The organism is Rahnella sp. ChDrAdgB13, from assembly GCF_017655185.1.
In the GTDB taxonomy this organism is placed as follows: Bacteria; Pseudomonadota; Gammaproteobacteria; order Enterobacterales; family Enterobacteriaceae; genus Rahnella; species Rahnella contaminans.
The window spans coordinates 25,967-47,122 of sequence record NZ_JAEMGT010000053.1 but is presented as its reverse complement, the minus strand read 5'-3'; the positions used below and the strand labels follow the sequence as shown (position 1 = coordinate 47,122).

Here is a 21,156-nt window from a genome sequence, read left to right as displayed (position 1 = left end):
CGCTACAGGATCGGGAATGTGGTGATCTGATCCTGATTACGGCCAAAAGTTCGATTTATTCAACAAAGCCGCACAAAAGTCATCACGCCGGCGAAAATACCTTCTCGGCGTTTCCCTGTCAGCATTTCATCGACATCAGGAATAAAACTGTAGATATTCCAGCAGACATAACTGGTCCCGGAACGTCCGACGCCCATTAAAATAACGGAGAGATAAATCAGTGCCATATTAAAAGGCAGTTGCAGCAGATGAATAGATAAAAATAACCCGACGCTCGCCAGCATAAAGAGTTGTGCAATCCGATACGCTGAGCCGTTACCTAATTTCATACACAGGAAAATAAATAAGGCCACGCAGACAAACTGAATCAGCGTCATAAGCGTCATCGCATTGGACGCCGTTACGGCATTTTGCCCGAGGACAAAAATAATGTAGTAAGCGAGAACGGCACCGAGGACATCCAGCGCGACATAACCGCCCAGATACATCCCGACGTGCTGGCGAAAAGTCCGCACTTTCATGGTGGAAACCAGGGATTTAAACAGGTGCTTCATGTCACGGCGGAAAGACAATTTCGGCGTGGCCACATCAACGGGGATCGGGCGTTCCCAGGTGTAGAAATAGAGCAGCAGGATCACCACGGCGAACAGCACGCCAAATATCACGCCCATAATCAGAAATGATGAAGACGAATCTTCTCCGAGATACGCAATAATTCGTCCCGGAAGCCAGGCGGCTAATATTGCCGCGCCGGTTGAAAAGAACATTCTGACGCCGGTGAGTTTGGTGCGCATTTTAAAACTGGAGGTCATTTCAGCCGCCAGCGTTTCATAAGGCACAATCGCCAGCGTGTAAGCTGCGTAAAATAAAATATACGTCAGCAGGTAATACCAGAATCCCATGCCGCTGATCCACATAATAATGTAGGTCACCATAATCAGCGGAGCGCCAAATAAGAAGAAGAACCCGCGGCGGCCATACTTTTTACCCAGAGGATTACGGTAAAAATTATCGGTCACATATCCCATCAGCGGATCGAAAAATGCATCCAGCAACCGGGCAGAAGCAATAACAGCACCGGCCTCCGCCGGGCTTAATCCGGCGTAGGTGGTATAGAAAAACATAATCCATAAACCTAATACCGCAAAACAACCACCGCCGAAGAAATCTCCTCCGCCATAGGCCAGCATATTTTTGAGTGATATCGGTCTTTCTTTATGATGATTAATCATAATACCCCTGTGTTCCGTATTATTTTTGGCGATATCGGATAAGTAAGAGTCGTGAAAACAAACTTATTGGGATGCCGCAGACGTTCAGGAATAAAAAATCCGTTGGCGTCAGCAGAATAAAACTAGGCAACTGGCATCTACCATACAAGTATGTGGATCAGGATTTATCGGAAGGGATCACAAAAATAAACGCAAATTTCCTCTGTACTGTAAGGCAGATCACAGTACAGAGAATGAGCAGTCAGGGCAGGGGAAATTCGGGGAATTAGCCGAGTAACTCGCAGTTTGGCGGCAGACGGCACTGAATCGCGTTGGGAAGAACTTCGATGCGGAACCGTTTTCCGGTCAGCGGCTCGCCGTCGAGATTGAACGTCATGTCGTGCGGCGCGTTGATTTCCAGCCACGGCAGACTGGCGGAAACGATGTTCTTATTCTCTTCGTTGTTGATCAGGCTGCGCAGGAAAGAGGGCAACAGCTCTTCGGAGGCCAGCAAACGCAGCTGCAACAGACCGTCGTTAATCAGCGCGTCCGGGCAAATTTGCTGCCCGCCACCGGCCTGGCGGCCATTGCCGATACCGATGACCAGCGCGTCGCCCTGCCAGCTGAAATCCGGCCCTTTGATTTCGCAGCTGTCCGCTTTCAGCGTATCAAGACGTAAAAGTCCGTGAATAAAATAGGAAACGCCACCCAGTGCGGCTTTCAGTTTTTCCGGCGTTTCGGTGGTGATCCGCGTGCCAAATCCGCCGGTCGCCATGTTAATAAAGAAGTGCTGGTCGTTTACTTTCGCCAGATCGATATCCACGACGCGGCCTTTCACCGCCAGCTGAAGCGCCTGTTCCGGTGAGAGCGGAATATTACAGCCTGTCGCGAAATCATTGGCCGTGCCCAGCGGGATAATACCGAGTGCCGGTGCATCTGCGCCAAGCTGGGCCAGCGCGCCCGCGACTTCGTTGATCGTGCCATCACCGCCACCGGCAATCACCGTCTCGCAGCCCAGCTCTACGGCTTCTGCCACATAGCGCGCGGCGTCTCCGTATTCCCAGGTGACGCGCACGCTAAGTTTCACGCCTTCTTCACGCAGCGCACCGACGGCTTCCCGCAGTTCTTCATTCCCTGCCCCTTTTCCGTTTAAGATCAGCAGTGCAGCGCCCGTGTCCTTCATATCATCTCCTTATCATTCATAGGCTTTAACAATAGATGATAAAGACCGTATTTGGCTATCGGATTAATCACTTAATAATTTAATCGCCTGTTAAATAATTTCGGTTAAATTAATTCAAAAAATGGCGTATTTATCGGGCGGGAGTTAATTAAAGTGAAGGGAAAGTAAAACGTTATTCTTCTCAATAACAGGAAAAAAGAAAGAGATTGAATACAAAAAGAAAAGCCAGCTCAAGGGAGATTGAGCTGGCCAAGGAGGTGGTTCCTAGTGTAGTCCGGTGCATTATTTTGCATTCGAAGTAAATTGCGAATGCATATTAGCCAACTTAAATTAAAAGAGTTGTGACCGGATTCTTATTTTCACTAAAAGCCTTATTTCAGGTGCGGATTGCGTGTATCCGTTTCTTCCAGATTTCGCAGCAGAATGGCGAATTCCAGGCTGATGTCTTCCGGCAGGGCGACATACACAATATGCCCGTTACCCGGCGCGACTTCCGTCGGCTGGCCTTTCTTGTTGCGCAGCGCTTCAAGCTTGAACTGAATATTACCCTGTGGCGTCATCATTTCCACGCTATCGCCAACGCTGAATTTATTTTTCACGTCGATTTCAGCCCAACCGTCCACGCGGTTGCCGGTGAATTCGCCGACAAATTGCTGACGGTCGCTGACGGAAAAACCGTATTCGTAGTTTTGCTGCGCGTCATGGGTATGGCGGCGCAGGAAACCTTCGGTATAGCCGCGATGCGCCAGCCCTTCGAGGGTGGAAAGCAGCGTCGGGTCGAAAGGTTTTCCGGAAACGGCGTCGTCGATGGCGCGGCGGTAAACCTGTGCGGTACGCGCGCAGTAATAAAATGACTTGGTGCGGCCTTCAATTTTCAGGGAATGCACACCCATTTTGGTCAGCGCTTCAACATGCTGAATGGCGCGTAAGTCTTTGGAATTCATGATGTACGTGCCGTGTTCATCTTCGAATGCACTCATGTATTCGCCGGGACGCATGGCTTCTTCGAGCATAAACACTTTATCCGTCGGCTGACCGATGCCGAGCGTCGGTTCCGGCGCGTCGACCTGCTGAACCGGGATCGGTTCGTACTGATGCACGATATTGCCGATGGCGTCTTCTTTGCCTTCCTGAACTTTATATTCCCAGCGGCAGGCGTTGGTACAGGTTCCCTGATTCGGATCGCGTTTGTTGATGTAACCGGAGAGCAGGCAGCGGCCGGAATACGCCATACACAGCGCGCCGTGGACGAAAATCTCGATTTCCATGTCCGGCACCTGCGTGCGGATTTCCGCAATCTCTTCCAGCGACAACTCGCGGGACAAAATCACGCGCGTCAGCCCCATTTGCTTCCAGAACTTCACCGTCGCCCAGTTCACCGCGTTTGCCTGTACCGACAGATGAATATCCATCTGCGGGAAAGCTTCGCGAACCATCATGATCAGGCCCGGATCGGACATGATCAGCGCGTCCGGCCCCATGTCGATGACCGGCTGTAAATCGCGGATGAAGGTTTTAAGTTTGGCGTTATGCGGCGCGATATTCACCACGACATAGAATTTTTTACCGAGAGCATGGGCTTCGTTAATGCCGATTTCCAGATTCTGGTGGTTAAATTCGTTATTGCGCACACGCAGGCTGTAGCGCGGCTGTCCGGCGTAAACGGCATCTGCGCCATAGGCGAACGCGTAACGCATATTTTTCAGGGAGCCGGCAGGGGAAAGCAGTTCCGGAACAAAAGAATCGGGGGTAAACATAGTCAATCTCAGTCTGATCACAGGTCAGGGCCGTCCCGGATGCGGGGCGACGAAAGGTCAGAATTGTAACGTCTGAGTTGATCAAAAGCAGCCGGTTAGTGTGGGTATTTCAGCTTTTATGGGGTCAGATCAATTTTTGAATCGGGAGGTTGCAGCGCAGAATGCCGCAACCTCCGCAAAGGAGGAATCAGGCAGTTTGCTGGGTGAGATCGCGGATATCGGCCGTTGGCCCGTTTTTCACAACCGACAGGATGCCTTTTTTCGCGGCGCTTTCCGTGGTGTACATTTCACTCACACCGATAACCTGGTGGTTTTTCGCTTTCAGCACAAAATAAAATTGCCCGTCTTTTGACGGTTTCACTTCGTATTGAGCCTCATGCGGCGCGTTAGCCTGCACCGACGAAATGCCATTTTCCGCCGACGCTTTACTGGCATACATCTCGCTGGTGAGAATAATCTCTCCGTTCCCGGCCTTCAGGTTAAAGTGAAACTGTCCATTCTTCGCTTTTTTCAGATCATAGTGACCGTTAGCCATAAAGGTAATCTCCAGTAGAAGGGTTTTTTCCAGAGATAAGTGTAGTTAAGGGAAACTTTTTCGCGGGGAAAGGGAGTATTTAAGACATTAAATGTGAACTGGCCGACAGACTTTCAGTAACTTTACAAATCTGCGCTGCCGGTCTTTCAGGTATTCAACCCTGCGCGTTACACCAGATGGCAGGGCTCTGCTTCCCAGCGATAACCCACGCCGTAGACGGCGCGGATAAACGCCTTCTCGCCGTCCAGCGATTCAAGTTTCCGCCGCAGGTTTTTGATGTGGCTGTCAATGGTGCGATCCGTTACCACGCGGTAATCGTCATACAGGTTATTAAGCAGGATTTCACGGGTGAAGACATAACCGGGCTTGACCGACAGCGTTTTCAGCAGACGAAATTCCGCTGGCGTCAGCTCAAGCTCATGCCCCTGGAACGTCGCCTGAAAACGGGCTTCATCAATATGCAGGCCGGTCTCTTTGGTCACATGTTCGTCAGGACGCACGCAGCGGCGCAGGATCACTTTCACGCGCGCAACCACTTCACGCGGGCTGTAAGGTTTGCAGATGTAATCATCGGCACCAATTTCCAGCCCGAGCAGGCGGTCGATTTCTTCTGTTTTTGCCGTGACCATCATGATTGGCACATCGGAAAACTGACGGATATCGCGGCAGATGGATAAGCCGCTGCTTCCCGGCAGCATCAGATCCAGCAGGATCAGCGCCGGGGGATTGGTTTTCACCTGCGCGATCACTTCGTGGCCGTCGGGCAACCATTGTGTCGCGTAACCCGCCGCTTCGAGATAGTCGATCAGCAGTTGGGCAAGTTTCGGTTCATCTTCCACGATCAGAATTTTTAACGGCGCAGGGCCGGACAATACAGAGTCGTTCATTCAGTTTCTCGGGCCATGTGGAATGGAAAGCGGCAGGACAATCGTTATGCGAACGCCACCCGCCGGAGAGTGGCTGGCGCTTATCTGCCCACCGTGCGCTTCGACAATATTCTGGCAAATTGCCAGACCTAAACCAGAACCACCGCTGGCGCGATTGCGCGAGCCCTCGGTGCGATAAAAACGCTCGAAGATTCGTACCAGCTGTTCATCACTGATGCCAGGTGCGCTGTCCTGGAAATTCAGATGCAGCGATTTATCACGGATTTCGCCGAGAATTTCCAGGCCGCCGTTGGGGTCAGTATAGCGCAGGCTGTTTTCCAGCAAATTATTGAAGAGCTGCGACAGACGCTGCGGGTCCCCAAAGACTTCGGCGCTTTCCGGCAGACGGCTGGTCAGGGTTAGCTGTTTACTGTGGAAGCGGTCGCGCGAACCGGCTTCCGCCAGCTGAATCAGATGCACCACGTCCGTTTCGACTTTGCGGTACGCCAGCGCACCGGCATCCGACAGCGAAAGCTGGTGCAAGTCATCCACCAGTTTCGTGAGGATCGAGACTTCAGATTGCAGGGATTCCAGCGACCCCATCGTCATTTTGCGCACGCCGTCCTGCATCGCTTCCAGCTCGCCGCGCAACACCGCCAGCGGCGTGCGCAGTTCGTGGGAAATATCAGCCATAAAGGCGCGGCGCATCTGCTCGTTTTTTTCCAGCGTCATCGCCAGCTGGTTAAAGTCCTGCGCCAGTTTGCCCAGTTCGTCTTCGCTGTCGACTTCAACGCGCGTGCTGAAATCCCCGGCGGCCAGCTGATGCGTGCCGTTGACCAGACGCTTAACCGGCGCGAGCATTCCCCGCGAAAGTACCCAGGTCACGGCGGCTGCCAGCAGGGCGGTAAACGCCGTGATAATCCAGCTGGTGCGGCTTTGCTGGTGCTCGAAATTGATGTCTGCGTCGCGGGTCAGGCGCTCGGCAGGCGTGGAAATCACCGAGCCTATCATCACACCGTCAACGGTCATCACGCGGCGCGGCCCCTGAAGATCAGCAGGAACCGGTTGATCGTAACCGCCGATGCGACGGTCATGGCTGTCGAGGATCCAGAACTTTGTCCGCCATCCCTGCGGCGGCATTTTCTGGCTGCTGTTCTGATCAAATGAGCGCATCAGCTGATAAATCAGGCGGTCATTTTTTTCCAGAAAATCCCAGTTGCCGTGCAGTTTGTACTGCTCTTGCAAGGTGTCGGCCAGCAGCTCAACGCGCGATTCATTACTCTGGCGTATGTAATCGATAAAGCCCCGTTCGAAGCTCATCCGTACGCCCCAGTTCATGGTGATTAACACCAGTGCGCAGGTGCAGAAAATAGCCATAAACAGTTTGGCGGTAATACCTGGTTTCATGATTTTCTCATCGGGTCGGGAGATCCGGCCGCGGCACGGCGGCGATCAATAACGGCATTTTTCTGCATGTCCGGCGGCACTTTCGAAAAGACCCAGGCGGGCAGGGCGATCACCAGCGCCATCGACATATAGCAATACAGGAAAGCAGTGTGCATGGTGCTGCTGTCAGGTGTTATGGCCTGCTGATGCGCGAAGAGGCCAATCAGCAAACCGGCGACGCTGACCCCGAGACTCATCGACAACTGCATAATCATCGACAGCAGGCTGTTGCCGCTGCTGGCCAGACGCGGCGGTAAATCTTTCAGCGTCAGCGTATTCATGGAGGAGAAGCGCAGGGAGTTCACCATGCCCTGGAAGAACAGCACCACCGGAATCATCCACACAGCGCCGTAAATCGCCACCAGCGGGAAGATAAGCGTAATCAGCGCGAGCAGTAAAGTGGCGCTCACCAGCGCGGCGCGATACCCGAGCTGATTCACCAGCCGCACGACCACGCGCTTCATCCCCATGCTGCCAAGCACCATCGGGATCATCATCAGCCCGGCGTGGAATGGCGTAAAGCCCATCCCAAGCTGTAAAAATACCGGCGTCATAAACGGCAACATTCCGCTGCCGATGCGGCCTAACAGGCTGCCGATCAGGCCGATTTTAAACGTTGGCGTGTGGAACAGGCGCAGGGAAAACAGCGCGGAAAGATTGCCGCGGGCGTGCATCCAGTAAACGCCTAACGCGCCTAAACCGACGACCACCAGCAGCACTAATTCAAGCGCGCTAAGGCCCATGCTGCGGCTGCCTTCCAGCGCCAGCGTGAGCGTCGCCATACAAACCGCCAGCATGACAAAGCCGCTGATATCAAAGCGCCGTGTCTGCATTTTGTAATTCGGCATAATCATCAGCGTGGCAATACAACCGGCCAGACCGACAGGCAGATTGATCAGGAAAATCCAGTGCCAGCTGGCGTACTGCACCAGAAAACCACCCAGCGCCGGGCCGAGCAGCGGGCCGACCTGGCCGGGCAGGGTGACCATGGTCATGGCGGCCATGTATTCGCTGCGCGGAACGATTTTCAACACCGTCAGCCGCCCGACGGGCACCATCATCGCGCCGCCAATCCCCTGAACGATACGTGACAGTACCAGTTCGCGCAGACTTTCGGACTGCGCGCAGAGTAGTGAACCGACGGTGAACAAAACGATGGCGGAAAAGAAGACCCATTTCACCCCGACTTTATCCGCCAGCCAGCCGCTGGCGGGCAACATCACTGCGACGGTCAGCACATAAGCGACCACCACCGAATGCATATGCAGAGGATTTTCACCCAGGCTGCGGGCCATGGACGGTAACGCAGTATTCACAATCGTAGTGTCGAGCGCCTGCATAAAAAAGCCAAAGGCGACAATCCACAATTGCCAGCGTACCGACGGTGGCAGCGGGGCGGAAGGCGGTAAGGTGTCAATGTTTTCAGATTTCATGGGTTCGCATCAGCACAATCATTGTCGCGGCATTTCAGGGGGAGTACCACCTTCAGACCAGGCTTACAGTGTAGCCAGAATGCTTCAGCAGAAAATGGAGGAAATAAGGAGAGTCTTTCCCATTTTTTGACAATTCTTCTGACAATAAAGAATAGAGTTTAAGCCTGACATTTTATATCAAAATGCTAAGGTTGACCTTTGATCACGAATCGTTCGCACGCAAAGCATGTTTAATCTGACCTTCTCAAAGGGAGAGAATGATGAGTAAAAGAGAACTGGGCCGTTCAGGAATTCAGGTGCCGTTGCTGACTTTCGGCGGCAATGTGTTTGGCTGGACTGTCGATCAGGCAGCATCCTTTAATCTGCTCGATGCTCTTCTGGATCATAAACTTAACTTTATCGACACCGCTGATGTGTATTCGAGCTGGGTCGAAGGCAACCACGGTGGCGAGTCGGAAACCATTATCGGCAACTGGCTGAAAAAAACCGGCAAGCGCGACCAGATCATTCTGGCGACAAAAGTCGGTAAACCGATGGGTGAAGGGAAAGTTGGCCTGTCGCCACGTTATATCAAAGAAGCGGTGGAAGCTTCTTTGAAACGCCTGCAAACCGACTATATCGATTTGTATCAGTCACATGACGATGATGCGGATACGCCGCTGGCAGAAAGTCTGGCCGCGTTTGATGCGCTGATCAAAGAAGGCAAGGTGCGCGCTATCGGCGCATCCAACTACAGCGCGCCACGTCTGGCCGAAGCGCTGAAAGTCAGCAAGGAAAACGGGCTGGCGCGTTATGAAACGCTGCAACCTCAGTACAATCTTTACGACCGCAAAGTGTATGAAGAAGCGCTGGAAAAAGTCGTGACGGACAATGGCCTTGGCGTGATCAATTTCTATGGGCTGGCTGCCGGATTCCTGACCGGGAAATACCGTACGAAAGCCGACGCCAGCAAAAGTAAACGTGGCGAAAACGTGGTTGCTCGTTGCCTGAACGAACGTGGCCTGAAAGTGTTGCAGGGGCTGGATCAGGTCGCAGAAAAACACGGCGCACAGCCGGGTCAGGTTGCGCTGGCCTGGCAAATCGCCCGTCCGAGCATCACGTCCCCGATTGTCAGCGCGACCTCGCTGCAACAGCTCAATGAACTGGCGCAGGCCGCTACGCTGAAACTCGATGATGCCGATATCCGTACGCTTAACGACGCCAGCGCATGGTAACGAAGTCTTTGTAAAACGTAATTTGCCGTATCGCCATAAACAAAAAAACCGCCTTAACATCAGGCGGTTTTTGTTTTTGTGAAGCCGTTAATTAACGGAACAGCGTTTGTGCCCAGCGCGCCAGACCGGCAGTGACCGAGCCAAAATCATTGCCCCCGACCAGCGGGATCCCCGGCAACTGTGCCTGCAATGCGGCACGTAAAAGCGGAGAACGGGCGCTGCCACCGGTCAGATAAATCACATCCGGTTTAATTTCGCTGCTGGCCAGTGCCAGAGCAACCTGTTCCTGAATGCGTTCCAGCGGCTGAGAAATCGCGTCACTCAGCTGCTGCTGGCTGATGGTTTCTGCCAGACCGGATTCAATGAAGTCCATTGCCGCCGTGACGCTTTCGCGCTCGGAGAGGGCAATTTTACTTTCTTCGGCAGCACGCACCAGGCGGTAGCTCAGGCGCTGTTGTTGTACTTTCAGCAGGCGCTTAATGAGATCCGGCTGCGCGGCGTCGCGGATCAAATCACGCAACATGCGGCCATTCGCCACGCTGTAGAAATCCAGCTGTGCAGGAACATCATTGGTTGCAACCGCATTCCAGTAAGGTAATGCCGGGATCGCGATACCTTTTTGCGTTTCGCTGCCCATGCCGAACTGAGGCGTCAGTTGTTTAAACGCGGTCATGATGTCCAGATCGTTACCGCCGACGCGGCAACCACTGTGGCCGAGCAGGCTGTTCTGGCGTTCCGCTTTATCACGCCACTGCGGGCCCATCAGCAGAACGGAACAGTCGGTCGTTCCGCCGCCGATATCGACGACCAGCACTGTTTTCTCATCTGTCAGGGTTGCTTCAAAATCCAGACCTGCCGCTACCGGCTCAAACTGGAAAGCAATATCACGGAAACCGGCACGTTCAGCGGCGCGCTGTAAAATCCCTTGCGCCTGACTGTTCGCTTCCTCACCGCCCATGCCCTGGAAGTTGATCGGACGGCCAATTACCGTCTGCTCAATGCTTTCCAGCAAAACAGATTCTGCCTGACGTTTGATGTGATACATCATCGCGCAAACCAGATCTTCGAACAGGGCAATCTGCTGTGGCTTCAGGCCGTTTGCGCCAAGAAACGATTTCGGAGAACGAACGAAATACACTTCTTCCGGATCTTCCATGTAGGTCGCCAGCGCCTGCAAACCAAAGTTCACGCTGTTGGCGTTAACCGGAATATCTTCCTCGCGGTTAAAGCTGATACTACGACGCAGCAGCGCCAGATTTTCATCACTGCCTGTCGGCACCTGTCCGTGGCGGTTCAGCCATTCGCTGACAGCTTCACGGGATGGCGCACAGAGCATGGAGGGTAAATAAGGATCATTATTTTCTAACGCCAGAAGTTGGGCGTTATTATCGCGCATCACTGCGACTGAGCAATTCGCTGTACCGTAGTCAAATCCAATAAACATTATTGATCCCCATGCCAAAGAAGGGACGGGACTTTACCGGAGAGGGGCAGATTCATCAAGCAGGAAGGGGGCAGATGTGAGATTTTTAGCCAGCATTTCCCCCTCTTTTTACAGAGAGGGAAATGTACCGGAGATTACTTCAGCAGTGCCTGTGCTTTTGCGACCACGTTATCCACGGTAAAACCGAACTCTTTGAACAGCAGTTCTGCCGGAGCGGATTCGCCGAAGGTGGTCATACCCACAACGTCGCCGTTCAGGCCGACATACTTGTACCAGTAATCTGCAATACCCGCTTCGACCGCCAGACGCGCGGTCACGGCTTTTGGCAGTACGGATTCGCGATACGCCGCGTCTTGTTTGTCGAAGACATCGGTCGACGGGATGGAAACCACGCGCACTTTGGTGCCCGCTGCCGTCAGTTTGTCCGCTGCTTCAACCGTAATGCCCACTTCCGAACCGGTCGCAATCAGGATGATTTCCGGCGTGCCATCGGAATCTTTCAGCACATAACCGCCGCGCGCCACGTTTGCCAGCTGTCCGGCAGTACGCGGTTGTTGCGTCAGGTTCTGGCGGGAGAAGATCAGTGCTGACGGGCCGTCTTTACGCTCAATCGCAGTTTTCCAGGCGATGGCGGATTCGACCTGATCCGCAGGACGCCACAGGCTCATGTTCGGCGTCACACGCAGGCTGGCCATTTGTTCAACCGGCTGGTGCGTCGGGCCGTCTTCGCCCAGACCGATGGAGTCATGGGTATACACGAATATGTTGCGGATTTTCATCAGTGCCGCCATACGTACCGCGTTACGGGCATATTCGACGAACATCAGGAAGGTTGCGGAATAAGGCAGGAAACCGCCGTGCAGGGTGATACCGTTGGAAATTGCGGTCATCCCGAACTCGCGAACGCCGTAATGAATGTAGTTACCGGCCAGATCGTCACCGAGCGATTTTGAACCGGACCACATGGTCAGGTTGCTCGGAGCCAGGTCAGCGGAGCCGCCAAGGAACTCAGGCAGAATTTTTCCAAAGCGTTCCAGCGTATTTTGGGACGCTTTACGGCTGGCGATATTCGCCGGATTAGCCTGCAATTCTTCGATAAATTTCTGCGCTTCGGTTTCCCAGTTAGCCGGCAGTTCGCCGCTGACGCGACGTTCAAATTCAGCCGCCAGTTCAGGATGATCTTTGGCATAAGCCGCGAATTTATCATTCCACGCTTTTTCTTTGGCTTTACCGGCTTCTTTGGCATCCCATGCGGCATAAATATCCTGAGGGATTTCAAACGCCGGATAATTCCAGCCCAGCGCCTTGCGGGTTGCCGCCACTTCGTCTGCGCCCAGCGCCGCGCCGTGCGCATCGTGTGTACCGGCTTTATGCGGGGAACCAAAGCCGATCACAGTTTTGCACATCAGCAGGGAAGGCCGGTCGGTGACTTTATGGGATTCTTCAATCGCCGCTTTAATGGCATCTGAATTGTGGCCGTCAACGCCCCGGATCACGTGCCAGCCATAGGCTTCAAAACGTTTAGCTGTGTCATCGGTGAACCAGCCTTCAACGTGGCCGTCGATGGAGATGCCGTTGTCATCATAAAACGCGGTCAGTTTGCCGAGTTTCATGGTGCCAGCCAGCGAGCAGGCTTCATGGGAAATGCCTTCCATCATGCAACCGTCGCCCATAAAGGCATAGGTGTGGTGGTTCACAATGTCGTGATTATCACGGTTGAACTGAGCGGCCAGCGTGCGTTCTGCAATCGCAAAGCCGACGGCGTTGGCAATGCCCTGACCCAGCGGGCCGGTGGTGGTTTCAACGCCCGGCGTGTAGCCGTATTCCGGGTGGCCCGGCGTTTTGGAATGCAGCTGGCGGAAGTTTTCCAGCTCTGTCATCGGCAGGTCATAGCCGGTGAGATGCAGCAGGCTGTAAATCAGCATCGAACCGTGGCCGTTGGACAAAATGAAACGGTCGCGGTCTGCCCATTTCGGGTTGGCCGGGTTGTGATTCATGTAATCACGCCACAGCACTTCAGCGATGTCCGCCATGCCCATCGGGGCACCCGGGTGACCGCTGTTTGCTTTCTGGACGGCGTCCATGCTCAGTGCACGGATAGCATTGGCTAGCTCTCTGCGAGAAGGCATATTTTTCTCCGGTTAATGGTCGCTGATTCTGTGCAGCGACCATCGAAAAAAGGGGGGATGAAATTACAGTTGAGCGGACAACATGTCTTCGAGTTTCTTCTGGTCGACGGCGAACAGGCGGATGCCTTCGGCCAGTTTCTCGACGGCCATGGCGTCCTGATGATGTTCCCAGAGGAATTCAGCCTGAGTCAGCGGCGCAGGCTTTTTACTGCCCTGCGACGAAGGTTGTAGCTTGCGTTCAACCGGCGCGCTGCTGGCTTTAAGCTCTTCAAGCAGGTTTGGTGAAATGGTCAGGCGATCACAACCGGCCAGCGCCAGAATTTGTTCCACTTTACGGAAGCTGGCGCCCATGATCACGGTCTTGTAGTCATGCGCTTTATAGTATTCGTAAATCTCACGGACCGATTTCACGCCCGGATCTTTCTCAACGTCATACGCGGTGTTCGGCTCTTTGGCTTTGTACCAGTCATAGATGCGACCCACGAACGGCGAAATCAGATAAACCCCCGCTTCGGCACAGGCACGCGCCTGAGCAAAGGAGAAAAGTAGCGTCAGGTTACAGTTGATGCCTTCTTTTTCCAGCGCTTCGGCGGCTTTGATACCTTCCCACGTGGAAGCCAGTTTGATCAGGATGCGCGATTTATCGATGCCTTGTCCCTGATAAAGACCGATCAGCTTACGGGCTTTGGCAATGCATTTTTCGGTGTCAAATGACAGGCGGGCATCGACTTCGGTCGAGATGCGCCCCGGCACGCTTTTCAGAATTTCTGCGCCGATGTTCACGGCCAGCTTATCGGTGGCGTTAATCACCTGATCGTCTTTGCTGCCCCCTTGTTTACGGGCATAAGCGACGGCGTCTTTGATCAGATTTTGGTATTGCGGCAGGTCTGCGGCTTTGAGGATTAGCGAAGGATTGGTGGTCGCATCCTGAGGCTCGAAATGACGGATAGATTCAATATCACCACTGTCGGCAACGACAGTCGTTACCTTTTTAAGTGCGTCTAACTGGTTCATCTCTTAGCTCCTTGGCGAAAAAAACGATACAGCAATAAGGTCGTACGACTCTATTTCGTTGGGCTCCTACCCTGCATCATTCGGTTAACAAACTGAATGCGCTTTTTCTGATTGTTGCGATGGGTCATAACAATGGCAGCCCTCGTCGCAGCTCAGACTGCGGGGCGAGAGAGGAAAGCGCAAGGTCAAACTTTAAGCTTAGTCGAAATTTGCGAGACGTCTTCCGTGAACGAAAAGCAAACAATGTAACGGCTAAGTTTTGGTCGTTATCCGGCGTTAATCGTGGCAGGTTATCTATACTGTCATCGGGTAAAACTGATGGTGATGTTGCATCCGTTTCCTGCTGTCTCTACAAAAAATAAGAAACAAAAAAGGACCCTACGATGGACGAACAACTCAAGCAAAGCGCACTCGATTTTCATGAGTTTCCGGTGCCCGGAAAAATTCAGGTTTCGCCAACCAAGCCTCTGGCCACGCAGCGCGATCTGGCGCTGGCGTACTCTCCGGGCGTGGCGGCGCCCTGTCTGGAAATCGCCAAAGATCCGCTTGCGGCCTATAAATACACCGCACGCGGAAATCTGGTAGCGGTGATTTCCAACGGCACCGCGGTACTCGGGCTGGGCAATATCGGGGCGCTGGCCGGAAAACCGGTGATGGAAGGTAAGGGCGTTTTGTTCAAGAAATTTGCCGGTATTGATGTTTTTGATATCGAGGTGGACGAGCTTGATCCCGACAAACTGATCGAAGTGATCGCCGCGCTTGAACCGACGTTTGGCGGTATCAATCTCGAAGACATCAAAGCGCCGGAGTGTTTTTACATTGAGAGCAAACTGCGTGAGCGGATGAATATTCCGGTATTTCACGACGATCAGCACGGGACGGCAATCATCTGTACGGCGGCGGTGCTCAACGGTTTACGCGTGGTCGGGAAAGATATTTCGGATGTGCGGCTGGTGGTGTCCGGTGCCGGTGCGTCGGCCATTGCCTGCCTGAATTTGCTGGTAGCGCTCGGGCTGAAACGCCACAACATCACGGCCTGTGATTCCCGCGGCGTGATTTATCAGGGCCGCGAAGATAACATGGCCGAAACCAAAGCGGCCTATGCCATTGAGGACAACGGACAGCGCACGCTGGCGGATGCGATACCGGGTGCGGATATTTTCCTCGGCTGTTCCGGCCCTGGCGTACTGACACAGGACATGGTGAAAACCATGGCGAAATCCCCGCTGATTCTGGCGCTGGCAAACCCCGAACCAGAAATCCTGCCGCCGCTGGCGAAAGCGGTGCGCCCGGATGCGATTATCTGCACGGGTCGTTCGGATTACCCGAATCAGGTGAACAATGTCCTGTGCTTCCCGTTCATTTTCCGCGGTGCGCTGGACGTCGGGGCTACGACCATCAACGAGGAAATGAAGCTGGCCTGCGTGCACGCGATTGCCGATCTGGCGATGGCGGAGCAAAGCGATGTGGTCGCGTCGGCTTACGGGGAAGAAGAGCTTTCATTTGGCCCGGATTACATCATTCCCAAACCTTTTGACCCGCGCCTGATTGTGAAAATTGCGCCTGCGGTAGCGAAAGCGGCGATGGATTCCGGCGTGGCAACGCGGCCGATTCCGGACTTCGATGCTTATGTCGAAAAGCTGTCGGAGTTTGTCTACAAAACCAATCTGTTTATGAAGCCGATTTTCTCTCAGGCCAAAAAAGACGCCCGTCGGGTGGTGATGGCCGAAGGGGAAGAGGAGCGCGTTTTGCAGGCGACGCAGGAGCTGATTTCTCTGGGATTGGCAAAACCAATTCTGGTCGGGCGGCCAAGCGTGATCGAGATGCGTATCAAGAAACTCGGTTTGCAGATTGAAGCTGGCCGGGATTTTGAAGTGGTGAATAACGAATCAGATCCGCGTTTCAACGAATACTGGCGTGAATACTATGAGCTGATGAAACGGCGCGGCGTGTCGCAGGAGCAGGCGCGGCGGGCGGTTATCGGCAATCCGACGCTGATTTCCGCCATCATGCTGCTGCGCGGCGAGGCTGACGCAATGATTTGCGGAACGGTCGGTACCTATCACGAGCATTACGATATCGTTGAAAAAGTGTTCGGGTTCCGCGAGGGCGCACACGTTGCCGGCGCGATGAATGCGTTGCTGCTGCCGAGCGGGAATACGTTTATTGCGGACACTTACGTCAATGATGATCCGACCGCAGAACAGCTGGCCGAAATCACGCTAATGGCGGCGGAAACGGTACGGCGGTTTGGTATCGAACCAAAAGTGGCTCTGCTGTCGCATTCCAGTTTTGGCACTTCTGACAGCCCGGCAGCGCTCAAAATGCGGCGGACGCTGGAGCTGGTGAATGCGCGTGAACCTTTGCTTGAAATAGACGGCGAGATGCACGGCGACGCAGCGCTGGTCGAAAGTATCCGGCAGGACATCATGCCGGACAGCCCGTTAAAGGGGGCGGCGAATATCCTGATCATGCCAAACATGGAATCGGCGCGTATCAGCTATAACTTGCTGCGGGTGTCGAGTTCGGAAGGGGTCACGGTAGGGCCGGTGTTAATGGGCGTGGCGAAACCGGTGCATATTCTGACGCCGATCGCTTCGGTCAGACGCATTGTGAATATGGTGGCTTTAGCGGTAGTGGAAGCGCAAACCGAGCCTCTTTAATTTCCCCGTCATCCTTCGCGCTGCAGATGCGTTGGCTGCACTCGTGAACCCGAATCACTGACCTGTGTCAGCTCATCGGGTTTGCTCAATTGCCGCCTTTTTGCAGCACGAATGATTTAGGGGAAAGCCTTTCTTCCTAAGTAAATCAGTATTTCACTTCGCCGATACGCTCGAGCGCATCAACGATTAAATCCCAGAAACGCTGATGGTCGAGTTTTACCGCGACCTGCGTATGGCAATCGGGCGGCGGCGGTGAACGGAAGTCAGCAACCGTCATGCCGAGCGTTAAGGTGCCGGTTAGCTCAATGTCTACCGGGACTTTTTGTACGGTCATTACGTTCGGGTCGATGACGTAGGCTACGGCGCACGGATCATGAACCGGCGGGGAGTCAAAGCCCTGGCGATCTTTGTAGCTCAGGCCGAAGAAATCGAGCAACTCACCGACAAATTTCGCCGGTTGTGTGCCGACAGCGGCGATTCGTGCGGCCACTTCTGGTGTGGCTAATGCCTGATGCGTGAGGTCTAGCCCGACCATGGTCAGCGGCCATTTTTCGTTGAAAACAATGTGCGCGGCTTCGGGATCAATCTTGATATTGAATTCAGCCACGGCGCTCCAGTTACCCACATGGTAACCGCCGCCCATCAGTACGACTTCTTTCACGCGTTCGGCGATGCGCGGTTCTTTTCGCACGGCCATGGCGATATTGGTCAGGCCGCCGGTCGGGACCAGCGTGATGGTTTTGGGCGGATGCGACATGATCAAATCAATGATCAGGTCGATGGCATGAACGGGTTCAAGCGTGATGGCCGCTTCCGGTAAAACCGGGCCGTCAAGGCCGGATTCTCCATGGATTTCGTCGGCCACTTCGATTTGCCGCACCAGCGGGCGGGTGGCTCCGGCGGCAAACGGGACGCCGGTCAGGTTGATGACGCGGGCAACGGCCAGCGCATTACGGGTGACTTTTTCCAGCGTCTGATTGCCGACCACGGTGGTGACGGCGAGCAGTTCGATATCGGGATTCCCGTGGGCGAGTAACATCGCGATGGCATCGTCGTGCCCCGGATCGCAATCCAGTATGATCTTTTTGACCATTTTTATTATTCCTTTAAATGTAGTGGTACAGCAGGTTCCTCTGACCGGATTTTAGCGTTTGGCCTGTTGCAGCCACTTATCCAGTTCATTGGCGAATTGCTGGCGGTCACGCTGATTAAGCGCAGGCGGTCCGCCGGTTTGCACGCCGCTGGCGCGCATGGTGTCCATAAAATCGCGCATGTTCAGGCGTTCTTTAATGGTTTCAGTGGTGTAACGCTCGCCGCGCGGGTTCAGCGCAACGCCCCCTTTTTCGATGACTTCCGCCGCCAGCGGAATATCCGCAGTGACCACCAGATCACCGGGTTCGGTGCGTTTGACGATTTCGTTATCGGCGACGTCAAAACCTGCTTCGACGCGCAGGGTTCGCAGGAATTTCGACGGTGGCGTGCGGATCGTCTGGTTTGCCACCAGCGTCACCATCATGCCGGTGCGATCGGCGGCGCGGAACAACACTTCTTTGATTACGTTCGGACAGGCATCTGCATCAACCCAGATTTGCATCAGCGTTTCTCCCCGTTCAGCCAGTCGCGAACCGGCAGAAAATAGGTGTACAGCGCGGCTTCCGGGCTGCCTGCTTCCGGCTGATAACTATATTCCCAGCGAACCAGCGGCGGCATGGACATCAGAATTGACTCCGTGCGGCCTCCGGTTTGCAGGCCGAACAACGTGCCACGATCCCACACCAGATTGAATTCCACATAGCGGCCACGGCGGTAAAGCTGGAACTGGCGTTCACGTTCTCCCCACGGCATCGCTTTGCGTTTTTCGACGACCGGCAGATAGGAGTCGGTGAAGCCGTTGCCCACCGCCTGCATGAACGCAAAGCAGGTGTCAAAATCTGGCGTATTCAGGTCATCAAAGAATAATCCGCCGATGCCGCGCGCTTCATTGCGGTGTTTGATAAAGAAGTAATCGTCACACCATTTTTTGTATTTCGGATACACGTCGTCGCCGAACGGCTGACAAAGTTGTTGTGCGGTCTGATGCCAGTGGCGGGCATCTTCTTCAAAACCGTAGTAAGGCGTGAGGTCAAAACCGCCACCGAACCACCACACCGGCGCTTCACCGGGCTTTTCCGCAATGAAGAAACGCACGTTGGCGTGGCTGGTGGGCACGTAAGGATTGAGCGGATGAATAACCAGCGAAACGCCCATTGCCTGGAAACTGCGACCTGCCAGCTCAGGACGATGCGCGGTGGCTGATGCGGGCAATGTGGCACCAGAAACGTGCGAGAAATTCACCCCCGCCTGTTCGAAGACTGCGCCGTTGGTCAATACCCGGCTCTGGCCGCCACCGCCTTCTTCGCGAACCCACTGGTCTTGCGCGAACTGGCCTTTGCCATCGGCGGCAGCCAGCTGCTGGCAGATGTGGTCCTGAAGCTTGAGCAGGAAGGTTTTGACTTGTTGTATGTCGGGGATCGATTGGCTCACGGGCAAACTCACAGACGTTGACTGAAAAGACATTCAGCGCCTTGCGGGCGCTGAATGATAAAAAAGTGGTGGTTATTATAACCCCAAAACCTGTCGGATCGCCCAGAACAACCCGCGCATCTGCGGCGCGAAGCAGGAAGGTTATCGTGGCTTACGTTCGTTGGCGTCGAAATAGCTGAAGAAATTCACAATTCCCTGAGAAATGGCCTGCGCGATTTCACGGCGGAACGCGGTGGTGCTGAGCAGCTGTTCTTCCTGATGATTGGTGATGAACGAGGTTTCTACCAGAATCGACGGAATTGACGGGGATTTCAGCACGGCGAACGCCGCCTGTTCTGTCTGCTGGCTGTGCAGATGGTGGATTGGACGGATCCTTTCGAGAACGTGATGGCCGAGCGTCAGACTGTTTTTAATGGTGTCGGTCTGGACCAGATCGAAAAGCACCTGTTGCAGATAGTTATTGTCTTCTTTGGCGTATTTCGCGCCCGCAACCAGATCGGCATCGTTCTCTTTTTTCGACATATACCGCGCCATGGCGCTGCTCGCACCGCGGTTTGACAGCGCAAATACCGATGCACCGGAAGCGCTCGGGCTGGTGTAACCGTCGGCATGAATCGAGACAAATAAGTCAGCCTGATGCTGATGTGCCAATTCCACACGCTGATAAAGCGGAATGAAGTGGTCTGAATCGCGCGTCAGCCGGACCTCAATGTGGCTCTGATCGCCGAGGAATTCACGCACGTAGTTGGCGATTTCCAGCACCACATGTTTTTCTTCTGAGCCTTCATGGCCGACAGCACCGGAATCAATCCCGCCGTGGCCGGGGTCAATCATCACCAGCTTTTTAGCGCCTGGCGGTTTCGGTGCCGGGGCAGATTTCGTGATGTGTTCCTGCTGCGCGGCGCTGGCGGAACGGGAACCAAACGCGGCAATCGCAAGCCCCAGGCCGGACAGCAACAATTGGCGACGGGTGGCGGCAGCGGGAAGAGGCTGGAAATGCAAAAATTTGTTCAAGGGGTTTAACATCAGTCCATTACCGTCAGAAAAAAGCAGAATGCCTTATGTTATAGAGTATCTATTTTATAGTTTCGATCTGAGAACTATTACTTTTTATGAATAATGTGTCGCGAATGAATATTTCGACGAATAAATATCTGTTCAGTGAATGGCTTATAAGATCCATAACCGGTGAAATTCATCGATAAAATACGGTCGTTTATCCTCCAGATTGTGATTTTGATGTTGCGTATCAAGCAGATCACGCGATAATTAAATAAACCCTCATTAACAGCGGCGAACAGTGATGGAAATTCGCGTATACCGTCAAGAAGATTTCGAAGAAGTTCTGACCTTATGGGAGCGCTGCGATCTGCTGCGTCCGTGGAATGATCCTGAACTGGATATTGAACGCAAAATTAACCACAGCCCGGAGTTTTTCCTGGTGGCGGAAGTCGGTGGTGAAGTGGTAGGTACGCTGATGGGTGGCTACGACGGCCATCGTGGCTCGGCGAATTATCTGGGAGTTCACCCGGATTATCGCGGGCGCGGGATTGCGAACGCGCTGGTGAATCGTCTCGAAAAGAAACTGATTGCGCGCGGCTGCCCGAAAATGAATTTAATGGTGCGTGCCGAAAATGATGCGGTAGTCAGCATGTATGAAAAACTGGGTTACGAGATTTCAGATACGTTATTGCTCGGCAAGCGTCTGATTGAAGATCAGGAATACTGAAACCCCGTT

At 53.8% G+C, this 21,156-nt stretch carries 17 protein-coding genes; 3 read left to right on the top strand and 14 right to left on the bottom strand.

Annotation, left to right across the window (positions count from 1 at the left end; translation table 11 throughout):
* Nucleotides 1–59 precede the first annotated feature (59 nt).
* The 7 genes from J8X26_RS15155 to mdtD form a co-directional block, all read right to left on the bottom strand.
* On the bottom strand, nt 60–1,232 hold the full coding sequence (locus J8X26_RS15155; protein ID WP_244370603.1) for an MFS transporter: 1,173 nt from the start codon (nt 1,230–1,232) through the stop codon (nt 60–62).
* Nucleotides 1,233–1,497: 265 nt separating this feature from the next.
* Nucleotides 1,498–2,394, bottom strand: coding sequence for a lipid kinase YegS (gene yegS, locus J8X26_RS15150; protein ID WP_208951303.1), 897 nt, complete (start codon nt 2,392–2,394; stop codon nt 1,498–1,500).
* 371 nt (nt 2,395–2,765) lie between these two features.
* Nucleotides 2,766–4,151, bottom strand: a complete 1,386-nt coding sequence (gene yegQ, locus J8X26_RS15145; RefSeq protein WP_152324536.1) for a tRNA 5-hydroxyuridine modification protein YegQ — start codon at nt 4,149–4,151, stop codon at nt 2,766–2,768.
* 187 nt (nt 4,152–4,338) lie between these two features.
* Complete coding sequence (locus J8X26_RS15140; protein WP_152324535.1) at nt 4,339–4,686, bottom strand: YegP family protein; 348 nt, start codon at nt 4,684–4,686, stop codon at nt 4,339–4,341.
* 167 nt (nt 4,687–4,853) lie between these two features.
* The gene (gene baeR / locus J8X26_RS15135) at nt 4,854–5,573 is read right to left on the bottom strand and encodes a two-component system response regulator BaeR (protein WP_152324534.1); all 720 of its coding nucleotides are present in this window, start codon (nt 5,571–5,573) and stop codon (nt 4,854–4,856) included.
* Nucleotides 5,574–6,959, bottom strand: coding sequence for a two-component system sensor histidine kinase BaeS (gene baeS / locus J8X26_RS15130; RefSeq protein WP_165058452.1), 1,386 nt, complete (start codon nt 6,957–6,959; stop codon nt 5,574–5,576).
* A complete protein-coding gene (mdtD, locus tag J8X26_RS15125; RefSeq protein WP_208951302.1) occupies nt 6,956–8,431 on the bottom strand; it encodes a multidrug transporter subunit MdtD in 1,476 nt (491 codons plus the stop codon). The genes baeS and mdtD overlap by 4 nt, the downstream gene beginning before the upstream one ends.
* A gap of 260 nt (nt 8,432–8,691) precedes the next feature.
* On the opposite strand from mdtD, the gene J8X26_RS15120 reads away from it, so the two are divergent.
* Nucleotides 8,692–9,645, top strand: a complete 954-nt coding sequence (locus J8X26_RS15120) for an aldo/keto reductase (RefSeq protein ID WP_152324727.1) — start codon at nt 8,692–8,694, stop codon at nt 9,643–9,645.
* Between the two features lie 91 nt (nt 9,646–9,736).
* Here J8X26_RS15120 and yegD read toward each other — a convergent pair whose 3' ends face one another.
* The 3 genes from yegD to tal form a co-directional block, all read right to left on the bottom strand.
* Complete coding sequence (yegD, locus tag J8X26_RS15115) at nt 9,737–11,089, bottom strand: molecular chaperone (RefSeq protein WP_208951301.1); 1,353 nt, start codon at nt 11,087–11,089, stop codon at nt 9,737–9,739.
* A gap of 134 nt (nt 11,090–11,223) precedes the next feature.
* Nucleotides 11,224–13,218, bottom strand: coding sequence for a transketolase (gene tkt / locus J8X26_RS15110; RefSeq protein WP_152324530.1), 1,995 nt, complete (start codon nt 13,216–13,218; stop codon nt 11,224–11,226).
* 63 nt (nt 13,219–13,281) lie between these two features.
* The gene (gene tal / locus J8X26_RS15105) at nt 13,282–14,232 is read right to left on the bottom strand and encodes a transaldolase (RefSeq protein ID WP_208951300.1); all 951 of its coding nucleotides are present in this window, start codon (nt 14,230–14,232) and stop codon (nt 13,282–13,284) included.
* Between the two features lie 383 nt (nt 14,233–14,615).
* On the opposite strand from tal, the gene maeB reads away from it, so the two are divergent.
* Nucleotides 14,616–16,895: an NADP-dependent oxaloacetate-decarboxylating malate dehydrogenase gene (gene maeB, locus J8X26_RS15100; RefSeq protein WP_208951299.1), complete on the top strand. Its 2,280-nt coding sequence runs from the start codon at nt 14,616–14,618 to the stop codon at nt 16,893–16,895.
* A 145-nt stretch (nt 16,896–17,040) separates the two neighbouring features.
* Here the strand turns inward: maeB and J8X26_RS15095 are convergent, their stop codons facing one another.
* From J8X26_RS15095 to amiA, 4 genes are all read right to left on the bottom strand, one after another.
* Entirely contained in the window at nt 17,041–17,988 is a 948-nt protein-coding gene (locus tag J8X26_RS15095) for a nucleoside hydrolase (protein ID WP_104921112.1), read from the bottom strand.
* A gap of 51 nt (nt 17,989–18,039) precedes the next feature.
* Nucleotides 18,040–18,489, bottom strand: a complete 450-nt coding sequence (locus J8X26_RS15090; protein WP_208951298.1) for a YaiI/YqxD family protein — start codon at nt 18,487–18,489, stop codon at nt 18,040–18,042.
* Nucleotides 18,489–19,451: an oxygen-dependent coproporphyrinogen oxidase gene (hemF, locus tag J8X26_RS15085; protein WP_208951297.1), complete on the bottom strand. Its 963-nt coding sequence runs from the start codon at nt 19,449–19,451 to the stop codon at nt 18,489–18,491. Before hemF ends, J8X26_RS15090 begins: the two co-directional genes overlap by 1 nt.
* 108 nt (nt 19,452–19,559) lie before the next feature.
* A complete protein-coding gene (amiA, locus tag J8X26_RS15080) occupies nt 19,560–20,444 on the bottom strand; it encodes an N-acetylmuramoyl-L-alanine amidase AmiA (RefSeq protein ID WP_165058446.1) in 885 nt (294 codons plus the stop codon).
* Between the two features lie 277 nt (nt 20,445–20,721).
* Between amiA and J8X26_RS15075 the strand changes: the two genes are divergently transcribed.
* On the top strand, nt 20,722–21,147 hold the full coding sequence (locus tag J8X26_RS15075) for a GNAT family acetyltransferase (protein WP_013574419.1): 426 nt from the start codon (nt 20,722–20,724) through the stop codon (nt 21,145–21,147).
* The last annotated feature ends 9 nt before the right edge of the window (nt 21,148–21,156 follow it).